This is a genomic window from Edaphocola aurantiacus (assembly GCF_019797745.1).
GTDB lineage: Bacteria > Bacteroidota > Bacteroidia > Chitinophagales > Chitinophagaceae > Edaphocola > Edaphocola aurantiacus.
The window spans coordinates 419864-439722 of record NZ_VOSI01000004.1 but is presented as its reverse complement, the minus strand read 5'-3'; the positions used below and the strand labels follow the sequence as shown (position 1 = coordinate 439722).

Genomic DNA, 19859 nt, shown 5'->3' with positions numbered 1-19859 from the left:
AAATCCCTCTTTGTATCTTATAAAATCGAGTTCTAGTTTTGCTCTACTGCACGCATCACTACTTCATAGCCTTTTTTGTATTTATTAGGCTGATAAGTCCAGAAGATGCGCTCTTTGTAGATCAGGCCTTTGCCATAAGCATATACTGCCTGCGAATAATTACGGTCTGCATAATTATCTCCTACAGCCTCATTCGTTTTCTCATCTACTTCATTTACTGTAACGGTATTATAAAACGGATTATTACCCGGATCATATGTAGCTCCTAAGTTGGCATACTTATAATTCCATCCGTACTTATCTACCATGTATTCATCCAGCTGAGGATCCAATGTAGATACGGCAGAGTTACCATTCCAGTTAGCACCTTCTGCAACCGGGAAGATCATTTTCAGTAGTCGTACATTACCTTGTACCCATTCCAGTCCTGTAGCGGTTTTGGTTACCTGTATTACATCGCTCGGTACAAATTCCAGGCTTGAATTCTTGCGCCACATTACATTAATCGTATAGCTCAGACGGCCCTGGTTGTCCTTGAAGCTGTCTACCACATCGTAACGCATCTGTGAGTGATATGAAACAGATGTTTCATTGAAGTCATCATGTACAATAGAATCCACATCGTAAAGGATGTATTTTCCGGTTTGCAGGGGAAAATAGTTTGTATTATCGTATGGGGCTTCAGTTTCCTTTTTACAGGAAGCTAACATGAACACAGAACCGGCGGTAAGCGTTGCTACTACTTTAAATATATTGCGCATTATTGAAATCTGTTAAAAACCGGGACTAAGATAAATCAAAAATATTTTATTATGAACTATTTCAGGGAAATATTTCCGGAACGGATGATCCCTCCTGCGATTACATCATCTCCTTCATAAAAAACAGCTGACTGGCCCGGTGCAATACCACTTACCGTATCATAGAATGACACACGGATATTACCGTTTTCTTCATTATACAGATTGCTCAGGCTTGGTGCCGTTTTGTAACGGATTTTAGTATCCGCTTCCATACCTTCAGATATGCCGGCATATTTTACATAATTAAGTCCTTGTACAATCATTTCGTTCTGTTCCAGGTCTACAGAGTCACCCAGTACTACCGTATTGGTTTCCGGAATGATCTGTGTTACGAAAGCAGGTTTACCCAGGGCTATATCCAGACCTTTACGCTGGCCGATGGTATAGAATGGATAACCTTTATGTTTGCCCAGTATTTTACCTGTTTTGTCTACAAAATTACCTCCGGACACAGCTGCTTCCAGTCCGTCTACATTACGTTTCAGGAACCCGCGGTAGTCATTGTCCGGTACGAAGCAGATCTCATAGCTTTCTGCTTTTTTAGACAGTTCTATATAGCCCATATCAGCGGCCAGCTGGCGCACCTCTGTTTTGAGGTAATCACCCAGCGGGTAGATGCTGCGGCTCAGGCAGTCCTGCTCCAGTCCCCAGAGCACATAGCTCTGATCTTTGGTCAGGTCGCGGGCTTTGGAGAGCACGAAACGTTCGTTCTCTTCACGCACTTTTACATAGTGTCCTGTTGCGATAAACTCACAATCCAGGGCATTGGCACGCTTCAGTAAAGCAGACCATTTGATATGTGTATTACACAATACACACGGATTAGGCGTGCGCCCGGCAATATATTCATCTACAAAATTCTGAATCACTGCACCGCCGAATTCCTCCCGGATATCCAAGATATAATGCGGAAAGCCGTGATGCACCGCAGCCTGGCGAGCATCATTAAAGGAGTCGATATTACAGCAGCCGGTCTCCTTCTTACTTCCGCCGGAACTATCATAGTCCCAGGTTTTCATAGTGATTCCTACTACCTCATATCCCTGATGATGAAGCATTAATGCTGATACCGTGCTGTCGATCCCACCACTCATGGCCACTAACACTCTGCCTTTTTTACTCATGACTGCTTTTTGATAAATGAATTTGAACCTGCAAAATTACGAAAATATATGTTGATGGCTATTGCAATAAACTATAGTGCTATCAAGAAGCTTTCATACAGGCCAAATGCACATAAGCACTTGACGTGAAACACAATAATCTTTACCTTTGACCAAATTTTCAAGAGTATGTTTTTTAAAATTCAAAAAGCGCCGAAAGGCAATATCGTATATATTATAGATGCCAAAACCTCGCTGACAGACACAGGTTTGAGCAAAGAAGAACAGGCTTATGTAACACAGCAGTTCAAAAATGAAGTAAAAATCTGCTCGGTTAACCAATATACCCACCATGTATACCTGGTTATGCTTACAGCCAAACCGGAAGAGTGGCAGACTGCCGAACTGATCCGCAAACAGGGCGCCAGCCTGTGTACCCTGCTGAATCAGCAAAAACTGACCGATATCCATATCCATAATTTATCAGGAAATAAACGTGCTGCCTACTTACTGGCAGAGGGTTTATCCCTGGCGAACTACCAGTTCCTGAAATACAAATCCACTGCTAAGAAGCTGACCCACAGCCTGCAGGACCTGTTTTTCTCTACCCAGAGCATTACTGTTAAGGAACTGAACGAGCTGCAAACCATTGTAGATGCAGTATGTCGTGCCAGAGACCTGATTAATGAACCGCTGCAATACCTGACTGCTGAGCAATTGGGTAAAGAGCTGCAGAATATGGGCAAAACCGGTGGTTTTAAAGTACAGGTACTGGGCAAAGCAAAGATCGAACAAATGAAGATGGGTGGTATACTGGCGGTAAATGCCGGTAGCGTACTGCCTCCGACCTTTACCATTATGGAGCATCGTCCGCAGAAGTTTATCAACAAAGCGCCGATTGTACTGGTGGGTAAAGGTATCGTATATGATACGGGCGGATTGAGCCTGAAACCGACGCCGAACTCTATGGATCGTATGAAAAGCGACATGAGCGGTGCGGCAGTTGTAGCAGGTATTATGTATGCTGTGGCTATGCTGGACCTGCCCTTGCATGTAATCGGACTGGTGCCGGCTACGGAAAACCGTCCGGGCGAGAATGCTTATGTACCCGGCGATGTGATTACCATGTATGATGGTACTACTGTGGAAGTACTGAATACCGATGCTGAAGGCCGTCTGGTACTGGCCGATGCGCTGCATTATGCTAAAAAATTCAGACCGGAACTGGTACTGGACTTTGCAACCCTGACCGGTGCTGCGGCCAATGCATTTGGCGATGTGGCCATCTGCGCTATGGGAACGGCCAGCCCGGCGACTAAAGATAAGATCAGGACCTGCGGACTGAACCAGTTTGAGAAAGTAGTCGAACTGCCTTTATGGGAGGAATATGGCAATATGATTAAATCGGATATCGCGGATCTGAAAAATATCGGCGGACCGGTTGGCGGCGCGATCACTGCGGGTAAATTCCTGGAGCATTTCACCGATTTCCCGTGGATGCACTTCGATATAGCTGGCGTATCGCATCATATCTCCGGCAAGGATTACCGCCCTACCGGCGGTGTGGCTATGGGTGTGCGCCTGATGATCGATTTCCTCATAAATTTCGGTAAATAAGATGGATCAATTTTCTCCTTTACAGGAGCAGGATGTCCTGGTTAAGGGCATCCGTATACATATGGCTATGCAGGAAGGCAATGGGCTGCCCATAATCTTCCTGCATGATTCGCTGGGCTGCATCCGCCTCTGGCGCGATTTTCCACAGCAGGTGGCTGCACTGACCGGGCAAACGGTATACCTCTACGACCGTCAGGGATACGGACAGTCGCAGGCATTCAGTACTCAGTACCGGGAGCTGGATTATATGCACCGGGAGGCTGATACCCTGATTGATTTTATGGACACCTGTGGCCTGGACAAGGCTGTATTATTCGGCCATAGCGATGGTGGCAGTATAGCCCTGCTAGCTGCGGCAAAGTATCCGCAGCGGATACAAGCCATTATTACCGAAGGGGCGCATATTTTTGTGGAAGACATTACCCTGAACGGTATAATGGAGGCGGTGAAACAATACAACACCACTGCATTACCCCAGAAACTGGCCAAATACCATGGAGGCAATACCGATCCGGTATTCCATGCCTGGGCAGATACCTGGTTGCGACCGGATTTCAGGGACTGGAATATAGAAGAGGCCCTGCATCATATTTCCTGCCCTACCCTCGTGTTACAGGGCGAAGAGGATGAATACGGCAGCCCGATGCAGGTACAGCGTATACGGGAGCAGGTATCCGGACCAGTAGAGACCTTGCTCATACCCGGGGCTAAGCATACACCGCATAAGGAGCAACCTGCAGTTGTATTACAGCGTTGCGTCGCTTTCTTACAGGAACAATAATTTTTACTGACTATCCGCATGTAGATAACTTTTATTCGTCCTTTTGTCCGGCAACAAAAGGACCAAAAATGCCTTTGTTTTCATCAAGGCGATTGCATAGCACCGCCATTTTGCACCATTTCGTGCATTGATCGTTTGAGCTTGACGTGTGATCCGTTCGGTGCTCAACGATCGCATCTCCACTCCAAAATGGCTATCGCTGTGATGAAAACAACAAGCGATCTGTACCGTACAGATCGCTCGAAAGGCCTTATAAATCCGGCGTTCATAAAATCATTGGCTCGGTCGATAGAGTTGCAAACCACTGTCTGAGCGCAGCGTTCTGGTTTGCGACCGGCCGACACATTGATTTTTAGCCAGGGATGTATACAGCCTTGATTTTTTGGCGGTACCTTTTGCATCAAGGCAAAAGGTAGCAATAGATATATAAGCTACTTAAATCATAACGCTAGACTTTGTTTCCTTTAAGCGGATACTCAGTAAATTTTTTATGTATAGCTACGATAGCCGGTATCGTACTTAACGGTACGTCATGATCTTTACATCGGTATATCTTCCGTTCTCATTCTCTACATTCAGCTGATAAGCATAGTTGGCATGGGCCAGACCCAGATCGCTCAGGGAAATACTGCGCTCATGATCTCCGGCATTCAGACGACCACAATCGATATGTGCTACCTGGCGGCCCATCAGATCAAAGATGAGTAAATCTGCTTTGGAAGTCTGTGTCAGTGAGAAAGGAACGGTAGTGGTACCGGAATGCGGATTAGGATAGTTTTGTCCCAATTGCATATTCTTAGCGGTTTCTTTATCTATATTACCGATACCTGTTGTACCGCTGCCCTGCACTGCCACTTCCAGGTAGGCCTGGTAGCCGCTGCTGTTGGGCGTCAATGTACACATCTGGTACTGGTATCCGTCAGAAAATATATTGTCAGAGGCCAGGCTCATCGGATCGGAGCCCTTGGTATACACAGATGAGTTATTGGCGTAAATCTGGTTTTTGGTCGCAATATCAAAGGTAAACTGGGAGATCGCTGCATAGTTGCTGCTCACATATACCTGGAAGTGGATATGACAGATACGGCCATTATACCAGCCGGGGAATATGGTCGTAAAATTCACATAGCCATCCGCATCGGTCATCTGGTACCCCCTCAGGTACGTAAGCCCCGCTTGTCCGGCATTGTTGCTGTTATCATAACCGGAATACAGGCCGTCTTTATTACAGTGCCAGATATTTACCCGCACATTCTTCATCGGCTCACAATTATTTACGCCCAGGATCCTGAGCTTTACCTGGAGCGGTGTACCCTGTTGACTTTCTGTTAAATCGCTGCGGAAGAAAGTTGTGTTTGCTGTAAGATCCAATGGAAAAGGGCCCGCCGTTTCTGTCGGAATAAGGGTACAGGAAGCAAGGGTATTGTTCTCATCAGCGCTGCCGGCAAAGGCTTTTGCAAAGGGCAGTGAAAGGCCGAGGCCCGCTAATCCGGAAGCTCTTAAAAATTCTTTCCTGTTCATAAAAAAATATTTGAGTTAATTAAGCATTGTTGACAATTCAAAACTAACTCAAATATGTTTTTATCCTATACGGCTACCCGTTTTTTAGTCTATACTTTTTTGCGGTTTACCGATATTATTGAAACTGTAGTAGTATGTACCGCCGCTTCCGGGATAAACACCACCTAATTGTATCATATCATCAGCAGACAGGGCTGACTGAAATTCTTCCAGTGTAGTGACTTTCTGACCATTTACAGAAGTAATGACGAAGCCTTTCTTGATTCCTGTAAAATTCTTCAGTGCACCATCTGAAACAGCATCTACCAAAATACCGCCACTGATGCCCATACGGGCTGCATCCTGTTTCGATAATGCTTTGAAGCTGGCACCGAGATCATCGTAGGACGTACCGCTGGATAAGGCTTTGGCCAGAGCACCTTTACCCGACTTAAGTTCAGCCTGGGTTTTGTACGATTTACCATTTCTGCGGTAATCGACCTGTACACGGTCTCCGGGATTATAACGGGCTACCTGTTCTGTAAGCACACTGCTGCTGTTTACCGGTGTTCCGTTAATAGCGGTAATGAAGTCTCCTTTTTTAATACCGGCCTGTGCTGCCCCGCTGCCTTCTACCACATCGCCTACATATACGCCATTGGCATTATCATAGTCGCTTTTGGTAATACCCAGCTCTTTAGCCTGTGCTTCGGTCATATTGTTCAGATCGCCCAGAGATACCCCCAGGAAACCTCTTTGTACACTACCGAACTTGATCAGGTCACTGGCAATCTTACGGGCCAGGTTGGATGGAATAGCGTAGGAATAACCGGCATAGGTACCTGTTGGGGAAGCAATGGCAGAATTAATACCGATCAGCTGACCTTGTGTATTGACTAATGCTCCGCCGCTGTTGCCGGGGTTCACGGCCGCATCGGTCTGTATAAAGGATTCGATTGCACTCCGGGACTGGCGCTGGTTGATGCCGATAGAACGGCCTTTGGCACTGACAATACCGGCTGTCACCGTTGCATCAAGATTGAGCGGATAACCTACGGCCAGCACCCACTGGCCCAGCTTTATCTCATCCGAATTACCAAAGGTAATGGCAGGAAAGCCCTTACCCTCGATCTTTAGTATAGCCAGATCGGTTTCCGGATCGGTACCGATTACTTTAGCGGTTTGTGTATTACGATTATTGAATGTCACCTGCACTTCATCTGCACCGGAGACTACGTGGTTATTGGTGAGGATATACCCATCTTCCGATATAATAACACCAGAACCGCCACCCTTGGCATCCGGCATTTTGAACTGCTGCATACCGCCATCGCCCCAGAAATCAAAAGGATCTCTGGCCATAACGGTTTTACCCTGCTTGGTGGTTCTGATATGTACTACCGACTTTACAGATTGCTCTGCGGCAGCAGTAAAGTCGACCGGCTGCCCGACGACAGGTCCGCTGTTACTGGCATAGTGCAGATTGGCATCGCCGGTGGTTTGCTGGTTTACAACTGGTGATTTGGATTGCTGCTGGTCCTGGAGCTTATCGTAGGCCCAGGCAGTAGCCACTGACGTACAAACGGCAGCAGCCACAATAGGGATTGCTAACTTTTTCATTGTACTAAAAGCTAATTTTTATTGGTTGAAACAAATTTAATTTTTAGTAGAAAATGTTGTCGCTAAGCAATCGTTTTTTATAAGAAATTTAAGAATACATTACAGATTCTGTAAGAAATCCATGGTGTCTACCCCATCTGCATAGTCTGTCAGGGATGGATTCTGGTTGGCACCGAAGGCATAGCATTTGCCGGGTTCTTCAGACCTCTCTTTCACGGTAATACACTGAATATGATCATCCTGCTGCAGGCGATCGATCAGCTCCTGTTTATCCTCATAATGTGTATAGTGTACTACACTGATCGGGGCAAATGGGGCAGGGTTTTCGACCATCAGTATATGCCCATTGGACATGTAATACTGCTTGTTCAGCAGATACAGGGCCAGCTGGAAGTCATAATTGTTCCTAAACTTATTATGATCGCCATGGGCAATATAGGTATTGAATGATTGCAGTAAAGGCTCAAACTGATAGTCTTTAGGTATATATACCTGGGTTACATTGCGGCAGCCCAGTCCGAAGAACATATTAATGTCATCTGACAATTGCTTCAGTTCCGTTGCGGATTCTGTGCCGTCAAGAATGGCTACAGAAGTCCTGTTTTTACGGATGATATGCGGGTATTTCTGGAAGTAGTATTCAAAATAACGGGATGAGTTATCACTGCCGGTTGCGATATAGGCATCACAGCCTTTCAGCATTTCAGAAACGGTTACTGTATCTGCAACTGCAGGCTCCCATTCGGTAAGTTTGGCTATAATATGATTCCAGAGTACCGTATCTTTGGAAGATAATTTCAGTTTCAGGTTGTGGCCGGAAATGAATCCGCAAAGGAAATCATGAAAGCCGACCAGGGGTATATTACCCGCCATTACGATACCCACCATTTTCGGTTCCGGGCGTTCCTCCGGTAATGCAGGATATTGCGCGATCCAGTTGCGGAGCGCTTTTTCATCCAGGAAGGAAGTGGCAATATTGTGGATAGCCAGGTGGCAAAATTCGGGTGTAAACCATCCGTTTGCTCTGTGGGCACTGTCTATAATGTCCTCCAGTTCGGCTGAAGGTTGCATGAAATATGTGCCTAATTGAGTCATCAAAGCGATCCTGTTTTCTAAAAGTATCATAACGGTTTGGAATTTATGCCGAGGAAATTGTAATTTTGCAGTCAAAATAAATAAATAATTACTTAAAATGGCTATAAAAATTACGGACGAGTGTATCAACTGCGGTGCTTGTGAACCGGAATGTCCTAATAATGCAATATATGAAGGTGGCATAGAATGGAAAATGGCAGATGGTACAGGTGTGAACGGCGCTTATACCCTCATGGATGGTTCGGTTACCGAGGCCAACACGCCACATGATCCTATTGCTGTTGATGTATACTATATCTCTCCTGATAAATGTACCGAATGCCAGGGCTTCCACGAAGAGCCTCAGTGTGCTGCAGTTTGCCCTGTAGATTGTTGTGTACCGGATGAGATGTATGTAGAAACGGTAGAACAATTACTGGAGAAGAAGGAAAAAATGCACCTTTAATTCCTGAATATCTTTTTATAAAAGAAGCGGGCTGTATATACAGCCCGCTTCTTTGCATTATAGGTGTCAATATCCGCCTATTCTGATAACATCCCGGTATACATCCAGCTTGTCGGGTGAGCTGGCATAAAAGCGCCCGTTACGGGTAGTAATATTCAGGCGCACGCGTCGTTTATAATCACTATCGGCAAGATAAGTGGCCGCAGTATCGGAATACAGGGCGTTCAGTTCCTTATCTCCTTTGACATTAAGGTAAAAACACTCCATACTATCCAGTGTGGACAGTTTCAGTTCATTGCTGGCATTCACCATAAAATCAATTCCGGACAGGCCTCCTTTCCTTAAGCGCATGGTCTCTCCCGGTGCCAGGGTAATATCCAGCTTAGTATCGTCTGGCTCGAGGAAATACAGGTATATGGTACTATCTGTCTTATTTTTAATATCCAGGGAGGTTTCCAGAGTACTATCTACAGACTGAAAGAAGCTGAAGTATACGGGCAGGGTCTGCATCGCACTGTCCATCGTTTGCAACATCCCGGATCGGCTGTCGGACATGCCGGTATTCCTCGCATTATCGAAAAACATCTTAGCCCCCCAGGCATCGAGCTGCTCATCGCTCATGACCAGCTGAGTATTGTCTCGACCACCATTATTATTACAACCTTTATCCATTATCCGGACAAAAGCGATGACGCAGATCAGGATGATCCAGATATAATTTGGTTTTGATTTCTTCTGAGGAGCTGCCCGTTTCTTTCCCTCGGGATTAAGAGCGGTACCCGCTACTTTTTCGGCATATATTTCATGGTTTTCCCGGATCAGCCTCGCATTAGACGGATCTACATAATCCAGCTGTATCATTTGCTTGCTGATCAGGAAGCAGGTATGCTCATCAGCATTCTGTATTTCCACACAGAAATTGATCAGTACCATCGCCAGATCATCTTTCTGGCTGTAGAGATTATCCGGCAACCAGTTGATAAAACGGGCCCAGTCTTTCGTCCATGCGGCCACTTCGTCCCTTCTGTTCTGAAAGGTCGTTTTATTAAGGTTCCGGAACAGGCGTATAGCCTGCTCAAGATAGCTGGTGGTACTGGCAAAGGCTGTCTCCCCATCTCCCAGCAGGATCATCTGGCAATACACAATCCAGTCAGCGGCGGCATCAAAGTCATCTTTTGCCAGGCGCTGCTTCATCTCTTTATTAAACTGTGGAGCAAAGTACGGCGAGCAGAACCCGACAAAGGGTATATCTTCTTTTACGGTATCAATATCGGCTGCAAACTGTTCCTCAACAATGCCTGACTCCAGAAAATGCAGCAGGCTTTTATGCGCCCATATCTTCTGGTGAAAAGCAAGCTGCACAATCATATTGGGCGATTCCAGGCAACTGAGAATATCTTGCTTGTTGTAATCTATTTCGTCCAGCCGGATGATACCGGATGGCTCCATATTAAATTCAGCGGCAATCTGCTTTTTGGCCCGGGAACCATTAAGGGCTTCCGGGTCTGAGATTTCAATATGGCAATATTCAAAAAAACGTATGGGTGATTTATACTGCATATATGCTATCCGATTCCGGTACCTTTAAAGTCTTCGTTTTTAACCTTGTAATCATTATGTACCAGCAGGTGTGTGATATTATACACATGTTGCCTGAACTCGTAGTACTTCTCTCCCTGCAAGGCTGCATCTGCAGACTTGATAATGGCCTGCACCCCGGAATAATTGGTAAACTGATCCGGTGACAGCCCTTTAAACCCTTCATAACGGGAGATCAGGTAGCTGAGGGTATTCCAATGGATATCCCAGCCCAGATCATTGATCTTTTCGGTGGCTTTTTCTAATATGGAAGGATTGCGGCTGATGAGTACATGATGCTCTCCGGCAATCAGTTTCTGGAATTTCTGTACCAGTTCTTCTTTACGGAAATCAACCATGGCCATATGGTTCTCGCAGAATTCTTTGGCTTCAAAGTATTCATACCTCAGGCGTTCCAGGCGGTCTTCACCACCCAGCTTATCATATGCTTTGGAGATACGGTTCAGCATTTCTGCGATCACGTATTTGGCATCGGTACGATCCGATTCCTGCAGCTTAAACAGCTCTGCCTTATTCTGTGCCAGTTCTTTCAGAAAATCATTGGCCTGTATAGCCCATACATCATTTTCGTCTGTACTAAACATTTTAATGCTGTTGCGTATCTCGTTTTCCAGATCGATATACTGCTCTTTAAGCCGGTCTACATTCACCTGCTTCTCCGACATGGAGAATACATTTTTAAATTCCTGCTGGGTCATCACCAGGAACACTTCGGTATGCAGCTCCCGGTTATCGGACATGGAAATATGCAATTCTATATCCGAACCTTTGATCAGGTCAGAACTCAGGTCCTTACCCGAGATCACAATGCAGGCAATAACCAGGTTAGATAAGGGGCGGGCAAAACGATCGCCCTCCATAATATTGATGATCAGTTGCTCCTCCGATCCCTGTTTGATGGTTTTGGAGATTTCGCGATATAAGGTTCTTTTCTGCGGCAGGATGCTGTTCTTCTCAAAAATCAGTTCCAGCTTTGTGGTATGATTATCCTTGTCATCGACCTCTATACAGATATCCTGAGGCAATGGCTGCCCGGAAATATTGAACTGCCCGTGGGTAATGCTGATCTCTTCCATTGCAGAGCGGATCTCATTCTGATCTTCGTCATACACCCTCAGGTAAAAGGTATTATTGATATTGGGCAGCAAGGGCAGGAATTCGGTAAACTTAGACCGCAGGGGTACAAAACCGGTATCAAAACCACCATCGCTGCGGATAATGCGGTAGCTCTTGCTATCCAGCGCTCCTTCTGCTTTAATGATGAGCACTTCCTCCACATCCTTGCTCATCTTGCTGTAAGATACTTTTAATTGTACCGCAGCCGGCTCCCAGTCACTATATGCCTCATCCACACCATCCTCTCCTGTTGTCAGGCTGTTGAGCAGGTCATCTACATTCTGGCCCAGTACTATATTATTATTTTTAGGCTGGTAATATTTATTGGCGGCATAGTATGCTGCGCCTATGGCTACGGCCGTGGTAGGGTCTATCGCTGAATTAACCGCAATACCGGTTGCAGCCTGCAGTTGCTGCCGTACAAAAGGAATGTATGTACTGCCACCAACCATCAGTATCTCTTCAATATCGCCGGCCTGTACCTTGTTACGATGCAGGATGTCCAGCAACATTTTCAGTGTTTCCTGCACCCGCAGGTTTATAGTATCTTCAAACTGAGCACGGCTTACCGGAACGGCTACATTGTGCCGTGTTCCTTCATGCGACAGGTCAAACTCAATAGTGGTCTGCCCCTGGTGTGACAGTTCCTTTTTAGCTTCTTCCGATTTATAGATCAGCTCATAAAACAGGGATTCATAGCGCCCATTGCGGGACCTTAATTCCTGCTCGAAGTTTTCTATCTCAAAATGCTCATTGATATAGGGTACAATGATCTGCTCAATAATTCCGAAGTCGAAATCCGCGCCACCAAGGAAATTATTCCCTTCATGATCTACAACTTTCATTTCGCCTTCGTGTATGCGCATCAGGGCAATATCAAATGTGCCGCCACCCAGATCATATACCAGCCAGTAGCCTTCTTTATCATCCGCTAACTCACGGCTGTTGAAGTAGGCAAGGCTCGCGGCTATAGGCTCCTGCAGCAGTACCACTTCTTCAAAACCAGCAGCCATGCCTGCCTTTTTGGTGGCGTTGCTCTGCATGGTATCAAAACTTGCCGGAATGGTAATCACGGCCGCTTCTGCCTGCTCTCCGGAGTATATAAATTGCTTGAGTTCTTTCAGTACCAGTGTCGATAATTCTATCGGGGTCACATTTTCGTCCAGGCTTACGACATAAAACTTGTCGTCTGTACCCATACGGCGTTTGAAGTTGGCAAATATATTGATCGGATCTTTGGTCAGTAACTCCCTTGCTTTATCTCCTACCAGCGTACGATCGGGGCGAAATGCCACGACTGAGGCCAGTGTATCTTTATGGCCGACCGGGTTTTTAAAAATCGTAACCTTTCCGTTTTCATATTTCGTGATCAGGGAATTGGTTGTGCCCAGGTCTATTCCAAAATTAATTGATTTCATGTTGATGTTTGATTTGTCTGAATGCTTAAAACAGGTGCACAGCCTATTCTACGATCACAATTCCTTTTTGTATCAGGACCATCTGTCCCTGCTGTTGCCGGTAGACAATCGGTTTAATGACTTTAGTAATTTTCATATTGCGGCCACCCGCGCCTACAATGCTGGCCTCACAATCGGTTCGGCTTTCAGAGTATTTTTCCCCCAGAGGATTTATACAATGCAGCCCCTCTTCTTCAAAAAGGGTATAGATTTTATTGAAATTGCGCTCGAATTTTGCAGCCAGCTGCTCCTGCTCTATCTTCTGGCCGATCTCGAATACCTGGTTGATCAGCTGTATATCCTGTTGCATGTTTTATGGCATTTGCAGCAAATTAAGAAAAAAATCATTTTATTTCCGCTATCCGGCTGGTAATTATGCATGATCTGCCTTAATAATATACAATGTTTTAACATTACAGCCCTTTCGCGTTACTCCTGCTTTGCGTATCTTTATTTGCCATGTCCCGACATGACCCTATCTCTGATCTTTAATACTTACCCATATGGAGTTTATTGATTACTACAAAGTCCTGGGCCTGAACAAAGAGGCCAGCTCAGAGGATATTAAAAAAGCATACCGCAAACTGGCGCGTAAATACCATCCGGACCTGAACCCGGACGACAAGGACGCGCAGCAGAAGTTCCAGCAGATCAATGAGGCACAGGAGGTACTGAGCGACCCCGAAAGCCGGAAGAAATATGATCAGTATGGTAAAGACTGGAAGCATGCCGAACAGTTTGAGCAGGCCCGGCAATCGCAGAGCCGGCAGAGTCAGGCATCCGGCGAGGAGGCCTATGGCGATTGGGGTAATTTTGGTGGCGGAGATCATTCCGATTTCTTTGAGGCTTTTTTCGGTGCACAACAGTCCGGCAGAAGACAGGCCCGCTTTCGTGGCGGAGACATCTCGGGTGAGATGAACCTGAAACTGTCTGACACTTACCATACACACAAACAGACCTTCACCGTAAACGGCAAAAATGTGCGCATTACTATCCCGGCAGGCATAGAGGACGGACAGAAAATAAAACTGGCCGGTTACGGTCAGGCAGGGGCCAATGGCGGTCCGGCCGGTGATCTGTACCTGACTATTCATATAGAGAATGATACCCTCTTTAAACGCTCCGGCAATGATCTGCACCTGACGGTAGACATTGATCTGTATACCGCAGTATTAGGTGGCGAGGTTTCTGTGGGTACACTGGACGGGCAGGTAAAGTTGAAGATAAAACCAGAAACCCAGAACGGCAGTAAAGCCCGCCTGAAAGGAAAGGGCATGCCGGTGTATAAATCAGAAGGCCATTTCGGAGATTTATATGTAAGCTACAATGTGCTTGTGCCCACGGGCCTTACCGAAGCGCAAAAGGCTTTATTCAAACAATTATCTGAACTTCAAAAATCATAAGATATGCAGCAAGATAATCTGATACTGGTGAGCCGATATTGCAGTCTTCATGATCTGGATCAGGGCTTTATTACAGAACTATACCGGTATGAACTAATCGAAATCATCACCATTGAGCAGGAAGACTACCTGGATATGAACCGCCTCAATGAACTGGAACGCATAACCCGCCTGCATAATGACCTGGGCATTAATATCGAAGGCATTGAAGCCATCGTGCATCTGCTGGATAAAATGGAGCAACTGAACCGGCAGATGCTGACGCTGCGTCAGCGGCTGAAACAATACGAATAGTCTATTGCACCATAACTCATTACTATAATGAATATATATCTCATTGGCGGATTGTTAAGTTTATGATTTTTTATGTGATTAAAATCTTAAATTTGCGTCGTTAAAAAAATTAAATATTCATAAAATGAAAGAAGTTGTAATAGTATCGGCAGTACGTACGCCAATGGGTAGCTGGGGTGGTTCTTTAAAAGATTTCTCTGCGACTCAACTGGGTGCAATTGCCATTAAAGGTGCCCTGGCTAAAATCAACATGGACCCTACTACAGTAACTGATGTAGTAATGGGTTGTGTGATGCAGGCTAACCTGGGTCAGGCTCCTGCCCGTCAGGCGGCTAAATTTGCCGGTCTTAAAGACGAGGTAAACTGTACTACTGTAAATAAAGTATGTGCCAGCGGTATGAAAGCGATCACTATGGCGGCTCAGGCTATTATGCTGGGCGATGCTGAAGTGGTAGTTGCCGGTGGTATGGAAAGCATGAGCAATGTACCATTCTACAGCCCTAACCTGCGTTGGGGAAATAAATATGGTAATGCTACTATGGTTGACGGTCTGGCTAAAGACGGTCTGACTGATGTGTACCATAACTATGCAATGGGTAACGCTGCTGAGAACACTGCTGCTGAAATGAACATCAGCCGTGAAGCTCAGGATGCTTTCGCTATCGAAAGCTACAAGCGCAGCCAGGCTTCTGTAAATGATGGTAAATTCGAGAACGAAATCGTTCCGGTTGAGATTCCTCAGCGTAAAGGTGATCCGATCATCTTCGCTAAAGATGAAGAACCATTCAACGTAAAATTTGATAAAATCCCGCAACTGAACTCTGCTTTCGTAAAAGGCGGTTCTGTTACTGCAGCTAATGCGTCTACCATGAATGACGGTGCTTCTGCACTGGTATTGATGAGCAGAGAAAAAGCAGCAGAACTGGGTCTGACCCCTCTGGCGGTAATCCGTGGTTATGCTGATGCTGAACAAGCTCCTGAGTGGTTCACTACTTCTCCTGCTAAAGCTGTACCTGTTGCCCTGACTAAAGCTGGTCTGAAGATCGAAGATGTAGACTTCTTCGAACTGAACGAAGCATTCAGCGTAGTAGGTCTGGCTAACTGCGAAATCCTGAAACTGAAACCTGAGCAGGTGAATGTGAACGGTGGTGCAGTTGCACTGGGTCACCCTCTGGGTTCCAGCGGTTCCCGCGTTGTGGTTACCCTGATCAATGTACTGGCTCAGAACAACGGTAAAATCGGTGTTGCCGGTATCTGTAACGGCGGTGGCGGTGCTACGGCAATCGTTATTGAGAAACTGTAAGATCAAACATCTTCATAAAAAGAGCGGGTCACATCAATTGATGTGACCCGCTCTTTTTATGATAAATAAATTTCCTGAAACGACCTTACAATATCGCCCTTAAGCTCATGGTACCGGTGTGGATTGCCTTATTGGTGCCAGGTTTGCGGCCATCATACTCCAACGAGAATTCTATGCTTTTATTGATACGGGTGGTCCAGTTAAGGTACCAGAGCCAGTTTGCCCCCTTGGACAGGGTCTCCAGCATCGCAAAGCTCAGAGCGGTATTGGGAGCGCCATTAAAATCAATATAACTATAGGCTGCCCTTGCCTGTATGTTTCCCGAAGAAGGAAAACTCAGGCGGCTATCCACTGAAATATTCTGTATGCGGGCAAATTGGCCTCCATATGCGGCTCCGTTCTGACGATGCTCCAGTTTATAAGCAGTAGATATTCTCATACGACTGTTGTATAAAAATAATAATGAAGGTTCAACGCCTTTGAAGCGGAGTGCATAACTTCTGCCATCATCCAGCGGAGAGGAAAATGCCCTGGAGCCATGTGTGACAGCACACATAAAAGTGTAATTCTTATTCCATACCCAGCGCAGCTTTTCATTATGGCGCAGCAGTGACTGTCCTTCAAGCCCGTAGGTCAGCAAAGATTTATTGCTGTTATAAGTAGTGGTATAATCCAGTCCCCAATGGGCGCTGCTTCTATTGAAGAAAATAGTATTGTTCAGACTGGTCGCTGCAGCTATGATACCGGTATCACTGAAGCCTCCTGCAAAAGGATTAAACGAGCGCAGTCCTTCACTGTATAATATACGGTTATTGACCTGCACCGAAAATTGGTCGCTGAAGCGGGAAACGAAGCGCTGCGCTGTATTCCGGCTCTTCAAAGACCGCCACATATTATCCGGACTGACCTGCAGGCTGAAGTTCAGGTTACTGAAATTCACTTTTACATAATCATTGGTTGGTGTGATCACCCGTATAAATCGTTTCTGATCATTATAAACGGCCAGTTCAAACTCATTGGACTGCTGCACCCCATCTCCGTTATAGTCGATCCACATATAAGTACCCTGCCCTGCCGCAACCTCTACATAGGTAAACTGCCGCTTTTGTTCCTGCCCGGTCCCGAAATCATATACCAGTCCCGGCACCAGCAATCCTTTGGCAATAATTCCGGTGTAATTGATCCTGCCCAGTAAGGTAGAGCCCTCGGTTTCTTTGGACCATTGGCTATTGTCGATCTGCAACAAGCGATAAGATCCGGTAAAGCTTAACTGCTGTTTTTTCCAGTTACGCACCGTTACACCCGCCTCTACGGTATGGCCTTTATTACCCGGTGCAAAACCGGCAGCGAGCGGTGCCATATCCCTGCGGAAGGCGTAGCCTAAATTTAGCTGTACCGGACGGGACTCACTGGTTTTGAAGTACAGCCTGGATATATCGAAATGGTAGGCATTCCATAATAAAGTATCGGCAGCCCTGTTTTTAAGTTCATTATACTCTTTCTCAAACCGGAAGCCCAGCAGGGAGCCTTTACGCGCGGAGGTGTACCATTCTGTATAAAAATTGGGCCGGATAAATAAACTGCTTTCGGTCAGGGAGCGACTGTTCATGACACTACCCTGTACTCCTGCACGCAGGCGTTTGGCCTGGTACAAGAAATTGAGCTGATGCCTGTTGGCCAGGTATGCCTCTCCCCTCTTATATATCGTAAAATCATAACCGAGGTTGCCCTTCTTTGTATGCGCAATATTGGTCGATACTGTAGCCAGGTGCTCATCGGCACGGGCCTCCGTAGCAGTAATGTTCCAGTCACGGCCAAACTCTACATTCCGGTACGGAGCAATGGCCATAAAGCGGGCATCTACAAACTCGTAACTGACCTTGTTCTGCCACTTCCAGGGTTTATGCTGCAGGCTATCCTTGCCCAGGAATCGGGCTTCTTCATACCAGATTTTTCCGGCACTACCCCAATGCTCACTATTATTCAGGCTGGAGAAGGTGTTTGGCGAATAATTGCTGGAAACCCACTCTGCGCTGATGGTCTTAAAACTATCGATCCGGTAATCTGCCGCGCCGGTAAATACCTGTTGCTTCTTTGGAGTGACCAACAGGATCTTGGGCTCATAATTTCCCTGCGGAATACCATTGAGCGGGGCTACCCAGGTATAAGAGCGACCATTGGTATTCAGGCTGGAAATAACATAATTCCCCTGGTTTTCTCCAACATAGCTAAAGCCCAGGCTGTACACCACATCATTCGGATTAGTGGTATATACATATACCCCGGGATACAGTACACTGTTCACCGTAGTATCTGTCTTGCGGTACAGGATTTTATTGGCCGCAAAGGTGTCCAGTGCTTCTGTGGTATAATACGCCTGATCTATATTATCGCCGATCGTGCCCAGAAAGGCTTTCTGATCGGCCGTAAGCGACTGTACAAAACTCTGGTTCCGGGCATCCTGGTTGGAATAGGCATTAAAGCGGAACGTCCATCGGGAGCCTACTTTCAGCTCGTCTGACACAAACAGTAAAGTGTTCAGGTAATTGCGTGCCTGGTATTCAAAATCTACCTGTATACGGCGGTCTTTGGTGATCAGTCTACGCGGCATAAAGGTAACCTCTGCTGTATTGTAATTTATCACATAATCCTTGTCTTCTCCACGGGTCATCAGCTCCCCATCTATAAATACTCTTTCGGTACCGGCCAGTACAATAAAATATTGCTCCCCGTTATCGCCCTGCAATTTATAAGGCCCCTGGTTGCCCTCTACACCCTGAAAAACATTTCGGGTAAACTGCCCTTTGGCCATGGAGCCATTGAGGGTAATCCTGTTCTGTACCTTATTTGTTTTCAGTACAGTCCCCTCATAAGCCAGGCCTTGTACCCTTTTGTTGTAATTGAGAAAATAGCTGGCCGGCCGCTCCATATTATAGTCTCCGGCGGTCAGTTTATGCCTGCCCTTTTCGAAGGTCACATACATTTTATCAAACTCCTGCAGGCGCTGAGTGTTACCCTCGGGCTGAAAAGGGATATTATTATCCGTAATGGCCGCTTCTATCCGTACACTATCCAGGATATAGCCATTCAGTTGCAGGTTGAACTGGGAGTTAAGTACCACGTCCTGGTTATTCCCTACAGAAAGGCTACGGCCATAGTTCCCGCTATAGTCAATGGCGTTGAAATTGACGAAATTATTGCTGCCGGCATTTGCCGTAGCACCATCGTAACGGTAGCCGATCCCCCCCATAGCTATATTACTATCTATAAGGCTGGCTCTTTTGTGGCTGTATACCTGGTCGAAAGACAGGGGTAATCTGCGGTAACTGATCTGTATACTATCTGTGGGACGGGGGCTGCCCGATTTCCAGATGAGCCGGTTATGTGTATAGTCTACCTGGTATAATTCCGGAGATACACTTTCCAGTACCAAGCTGCCCATGGCAATACTTAGTGTATCTATCTGCAGGGTATCCTTATTGAGCAGTATATTCCGTTGCACCCGGTTGCCCTGGAGCATGGGTGTCTGGGCATTGCCACATAAGGGATGCAGCAATATGACCAGGAGCAGGAAATAATATGTATGGATGCTTCTCAATGGCGAGCCGGTTCCTTGTGGCTAATTAACGTGCAAAATACCCGAAACATTTCTCAATATGCCTAAATTTCGGTCAAATCCATAAATATTGATTAAAAAAGGGGGATAAAATCTGATTTTCCACA

15 protein-coding genes are annotated in these 19859 nt (G+C 46.1%); 6 read left to right on the top strand and 9 right to left on the bottom strand.

The annotated features are described in order from the left end of the window. Positions 1-32: 32 nt before the first annotated feature. Both FTD44_RS13915 and mnmA read right to left on the bottom strand, forming a co-directional pair. Positions 33-761: a hypothetical protein gene (locus FTD44_RS13915; RefSeq protein ID WP_222167007.1), complete on the bottom strand. Its 729-nt coding sequence runs from the start codon at positions 759-761 to the stop codon at positions 33-35. Between the two features lie 56 nt (positions 762-817). Continuing rightward, entirely contained in the window at positions 818-1927 is a 1110-nt protein-coding gene (mnmA, locus tag FTD44_RS13910) for a tRNA 2-thiouridine(34) synthase MnmA (RefSeq protein ID WP_222167006.1), read from the bottom strand. Between the two features lie 168 nt (positions 1928-2095). Between mnmA and FTD44_RS13905 the strand changes: the two genes are divergently transcribed. Together FTD44_RS13905 and FTD44_RS13900 are read left to right on the top strand one after the other, a co-directional pair. After that, entirely contained in the window at positions 2096-3523 is a 1428-nt protein-coding gene (locus FTD44_RS13905; protein ID WP_222167005.1) for a leucyl aminopeptidase family protein, read from the top strand. A 1-nt stretch (position 3524) separates the two neighbouring features. After that, on the top strand, positions 3525-4304 hold the full coding sequence (locus FTD44_RS13900) for an alpha/beta fold hydrolase (RefSeq protein WP_222167004.1): 780 nt from the start codon (positions 3525-3527) through the stop codon (positions 4302-4304). A gap of 519 nt (positions 4305-4823) precedes the next feature. Here FTD44_RS13900 and FTD44_RS13895 read toward each other — a convergent pair. The 3 genes from FTD44_RS13895 to FTD44_RS13885 form a co-directional block, all read right to left on the bottom strand. Continuing rightward, positions 4824-5825, bottom strand: a complete 1002-nt coding sequence (locus FTD44_RS13895) for a dioxygenase family protein (RefSeq protein ID WP_222167003.1) — start codon at positions 5823-5825, stop codon at positions 4824-4826. 84 nt (positions 5826-5909) lie between these two features. Then, positions 5910-7424 carry a trypsin-like peptidase domain-containing protein gene (locus FTD44_RS13890; RefSeq protein WP_222167002.1) on the bottom strand — a complete coding sequence of 505 codons (1515 nt, stop codon included), beginning with the start codon at positions 7422-7424 and terminating at the stop codon, positions 5910-5912. A 99-nt stretch (positions 7425-7523) separates the two neighbouring features. Beyond that, on the bottom strand, positions 7524-8549 hold the full coding sequence (locus FTD44_RS13885; RefSeq protein WP_222167001.1) for an acyl-CoA reductase: 1026 nt from the start codon (positions 8547-8549) through the stop codon (positions 7524-7526). 67 nt (positions 8550-8616) lie between these two features. On the opposite strand from FTD44_RS13885, the gene FTD44_RS13880 reads away from it, so the two are divergent. Next, on the top strand, positions 8617-8964 hold the full coding sequence (locus FTD44_RS13880) for a 4Fe-4S dicluster domain-containing protein (RefSeq protein ID WP_222167000.1): 348 nt from the start codon (positions 8617-8619) through the stop codon (positions 8962-8964). A 66-nt stretch (positions 8965-9030) separates the two neighbouring features. Here FTD44_RS13880 and FTD44_RS13875 read toward each other — a convergent pair whose 3' ends face one another. From FTD44_RS13875 to FTD44_RS13865, 3 genes are read right to left on the bottom strand one after another with little or no spacing between them, the layout of a single operon-like run. Next, positions 9031-10524, bottom strand: coding sequence for a hypothetical protein (locus FTD44_RS13875; protein ID WP_222166999.1), 1494 nt, complete (start codon positions 10522-10524; stop codon positions 9031-9033). A gap of 5 nt (positions 10525-10529) precedes the next feature. Further along, on the bottom strand, positions 10530-13097 hold the full coding sequence (locus tag FTD44_RS13870) for an Hsp70 family protein (protein ID WP_222166998.1): 2568 nt from the start codon (positions 13095-13097) through the stop codon (positions 10530-10532). A gap of 43 nt (positions 13098-13140) precedes the next feature. Further along, on the bottom strand, positions 13141-13446 hold the full coding sequence (locus FTD44_RS13865) for a hypothetical protein (RefSeq protein ID WP_222166997.1): 306 nt from the start codon (positions 13444-13446) through the stop codon (positions 13141-13143). 193 nt (positions 13447-13639) lie between these two features. On the opposite strand from FTD44_RS13865, the gene FTD44_RS13860 reads away from it, so the two are divergent. The 3 genes from FTD44_RS13860 to FTD44_RS13850 all read left to right on the top strand — a co-directional run bounded on the left by FTD44_RS13860 (position 13640) and on the right by FTD44_RS13850 (position 16136). Then, positions 13640-14539, top strand: coding sequence for a DnaJ C-terminal domain-containing protein (locus tag FTD44_RS13860; protein ID WP_222166996.1), 900 nt, complete (start codon positions 13640-13642; stop codon positions 14537-14539). 3 nt (positions 14540-14542) lie between these two features. Next, entirely contained in the window at positions 14543-14833 is a 291-nt protein-coding gene (locus tag FTD44_RS13855; RefSeq protein WP_222166995.1) for a chaperone modulator CbpM, read from the top strand. 124 nt (positions 14834-14957) lie between these two features. Next, positions 14958-16136 carry an acetyl-CoA C-acyltransferase gene (locus FTD44_RS13850; RefSeq protein ID WP_222166994.1) on the top strand — a complete coding sequence of 393 codons (1179 nt, stop codon included), beginning with the start codon at positions 14958-14960 and terminating at the stop codon, positions 16134-16136. An 85-nt stretch (positions 16137-16221) separates the two neighbouring features. Here the strand turns inward: FTD44_RS13850 and FTD44_RS13845 are convergent, their stop codons facing one another. Beyond that, positions 16222-19734 (bottom strand): hypothetical protein, encoded by a 3513-nt coding sequence (locus FTD44_RS13845; RefSeq protein ID WP_222166993.1) that lies wholly within the window; start codon positions 19732-19734, stop codon positions 16222-16224. Positions 19735-19859: the final 125 nt, after the last annotated feature.

Excerpts from the sequence above, each read along its gene's own strand:
- FTD44_RS13915 (WP_222167007.1), bottom strand. The coding sequence starts at position 761 with ATGCGCAATATATTTAAAGTAGTAGCAACGCTTACCGCCGGTTCTGTG.
- mnmA (WP_222167006.1), bottom strand. The coding sequence starts at position 1,927 with ATGAGTAAAAAAGGCAGAGTGTTAGTGGCCATGAGTGGTGGGATCGAC.
- FTD44_RS13905 (WP_222167005.1), top strand. The coding sequence starts at position 2,096 with ATGTTTTTTAAAATTCAAAAAGCGCCGAAAGGCAATATCGTATATATT.
- FTD44_RS13900 (WP_222167004.1), top strand. The coding sequence starts at position 3,525 with ATGGATCAATTTTCTCCTTTACAGGAGCAGGATGTCCTGGTTAAGGGC.
- FTD44_RS13895 (WP_222167003.1), bottom strand. The coding sequence starts at position 5,825 with ATGAACAGGAAAGAATTTTTAAGAGCTTCCGGATTAGCGGGCCTCGGC.
- FTD44_RS13890 (WP_222167002.1), bottom strand. The coding sequence starts at position 7,424 with ATGAAAAAGTTAGCAATCCCTATTGTGGCTGCTGCCGTTTGTACGTCA.
- FTD44_RS13885 (WP_222167001.1), bottom strand. The coding sequence starts at position 8,549 with ATGATACTTTTAGAAAACAGGATCGCTTTGATGACTCAATTAGGCACA.
- FTD44_RS13880 (WP_222167000.1), top strand. The coding sequence starts at position 8,617 with ATGGCTATAAAAATTACGGACGAGTGTATCAACTGCGGTGCTTGTGAA.
- FTD44_RS13875 (WP_222166999.1), bottom strand. The coding sequence starts at position 10,524 with ATGCAGTATAAATCACCCATACGTTTTTTTGAATATTGCCATATTGAA.
- FTD44_RS13870 (WP_222166998.1), bottom strand. The coding sequence starts at position 13,097 with ATGAAATCAATTAATTTTGGAATAGACCTGGGCACAACCAATTCCCTG.
- FTD44_RS13865 (WP_222166997.1), bottom strand. The coding sequence starts at position 13,446 with ATGCAACAGGATATACAGCTGATCAACCAGGTATTCGAGATCGGCCAG.
- FTD44_RS13860 (WP_222166996.1), top strand. The coding sequence starts at position 13,640 with ATGGAGTTTATTGATTACTACAAAGTCCTGGGCCTGAACAAAGAGGCC.
- FTD44_RS13855 (WP_222166995.1), top strand. The coding sequence starts at position 14,543 with ATGCAGCAAGATAATCTGATACTGGTGAGCCGATATTGCAGTCTTCAT.
- FTD44_RS13850 (WP_222166994.1), top strand. The coding sequence starts at position 14,958 with ATGAAAGAAGTTGTAATAGTATCGGCAGTACGTACGCCAATGGGTAGC.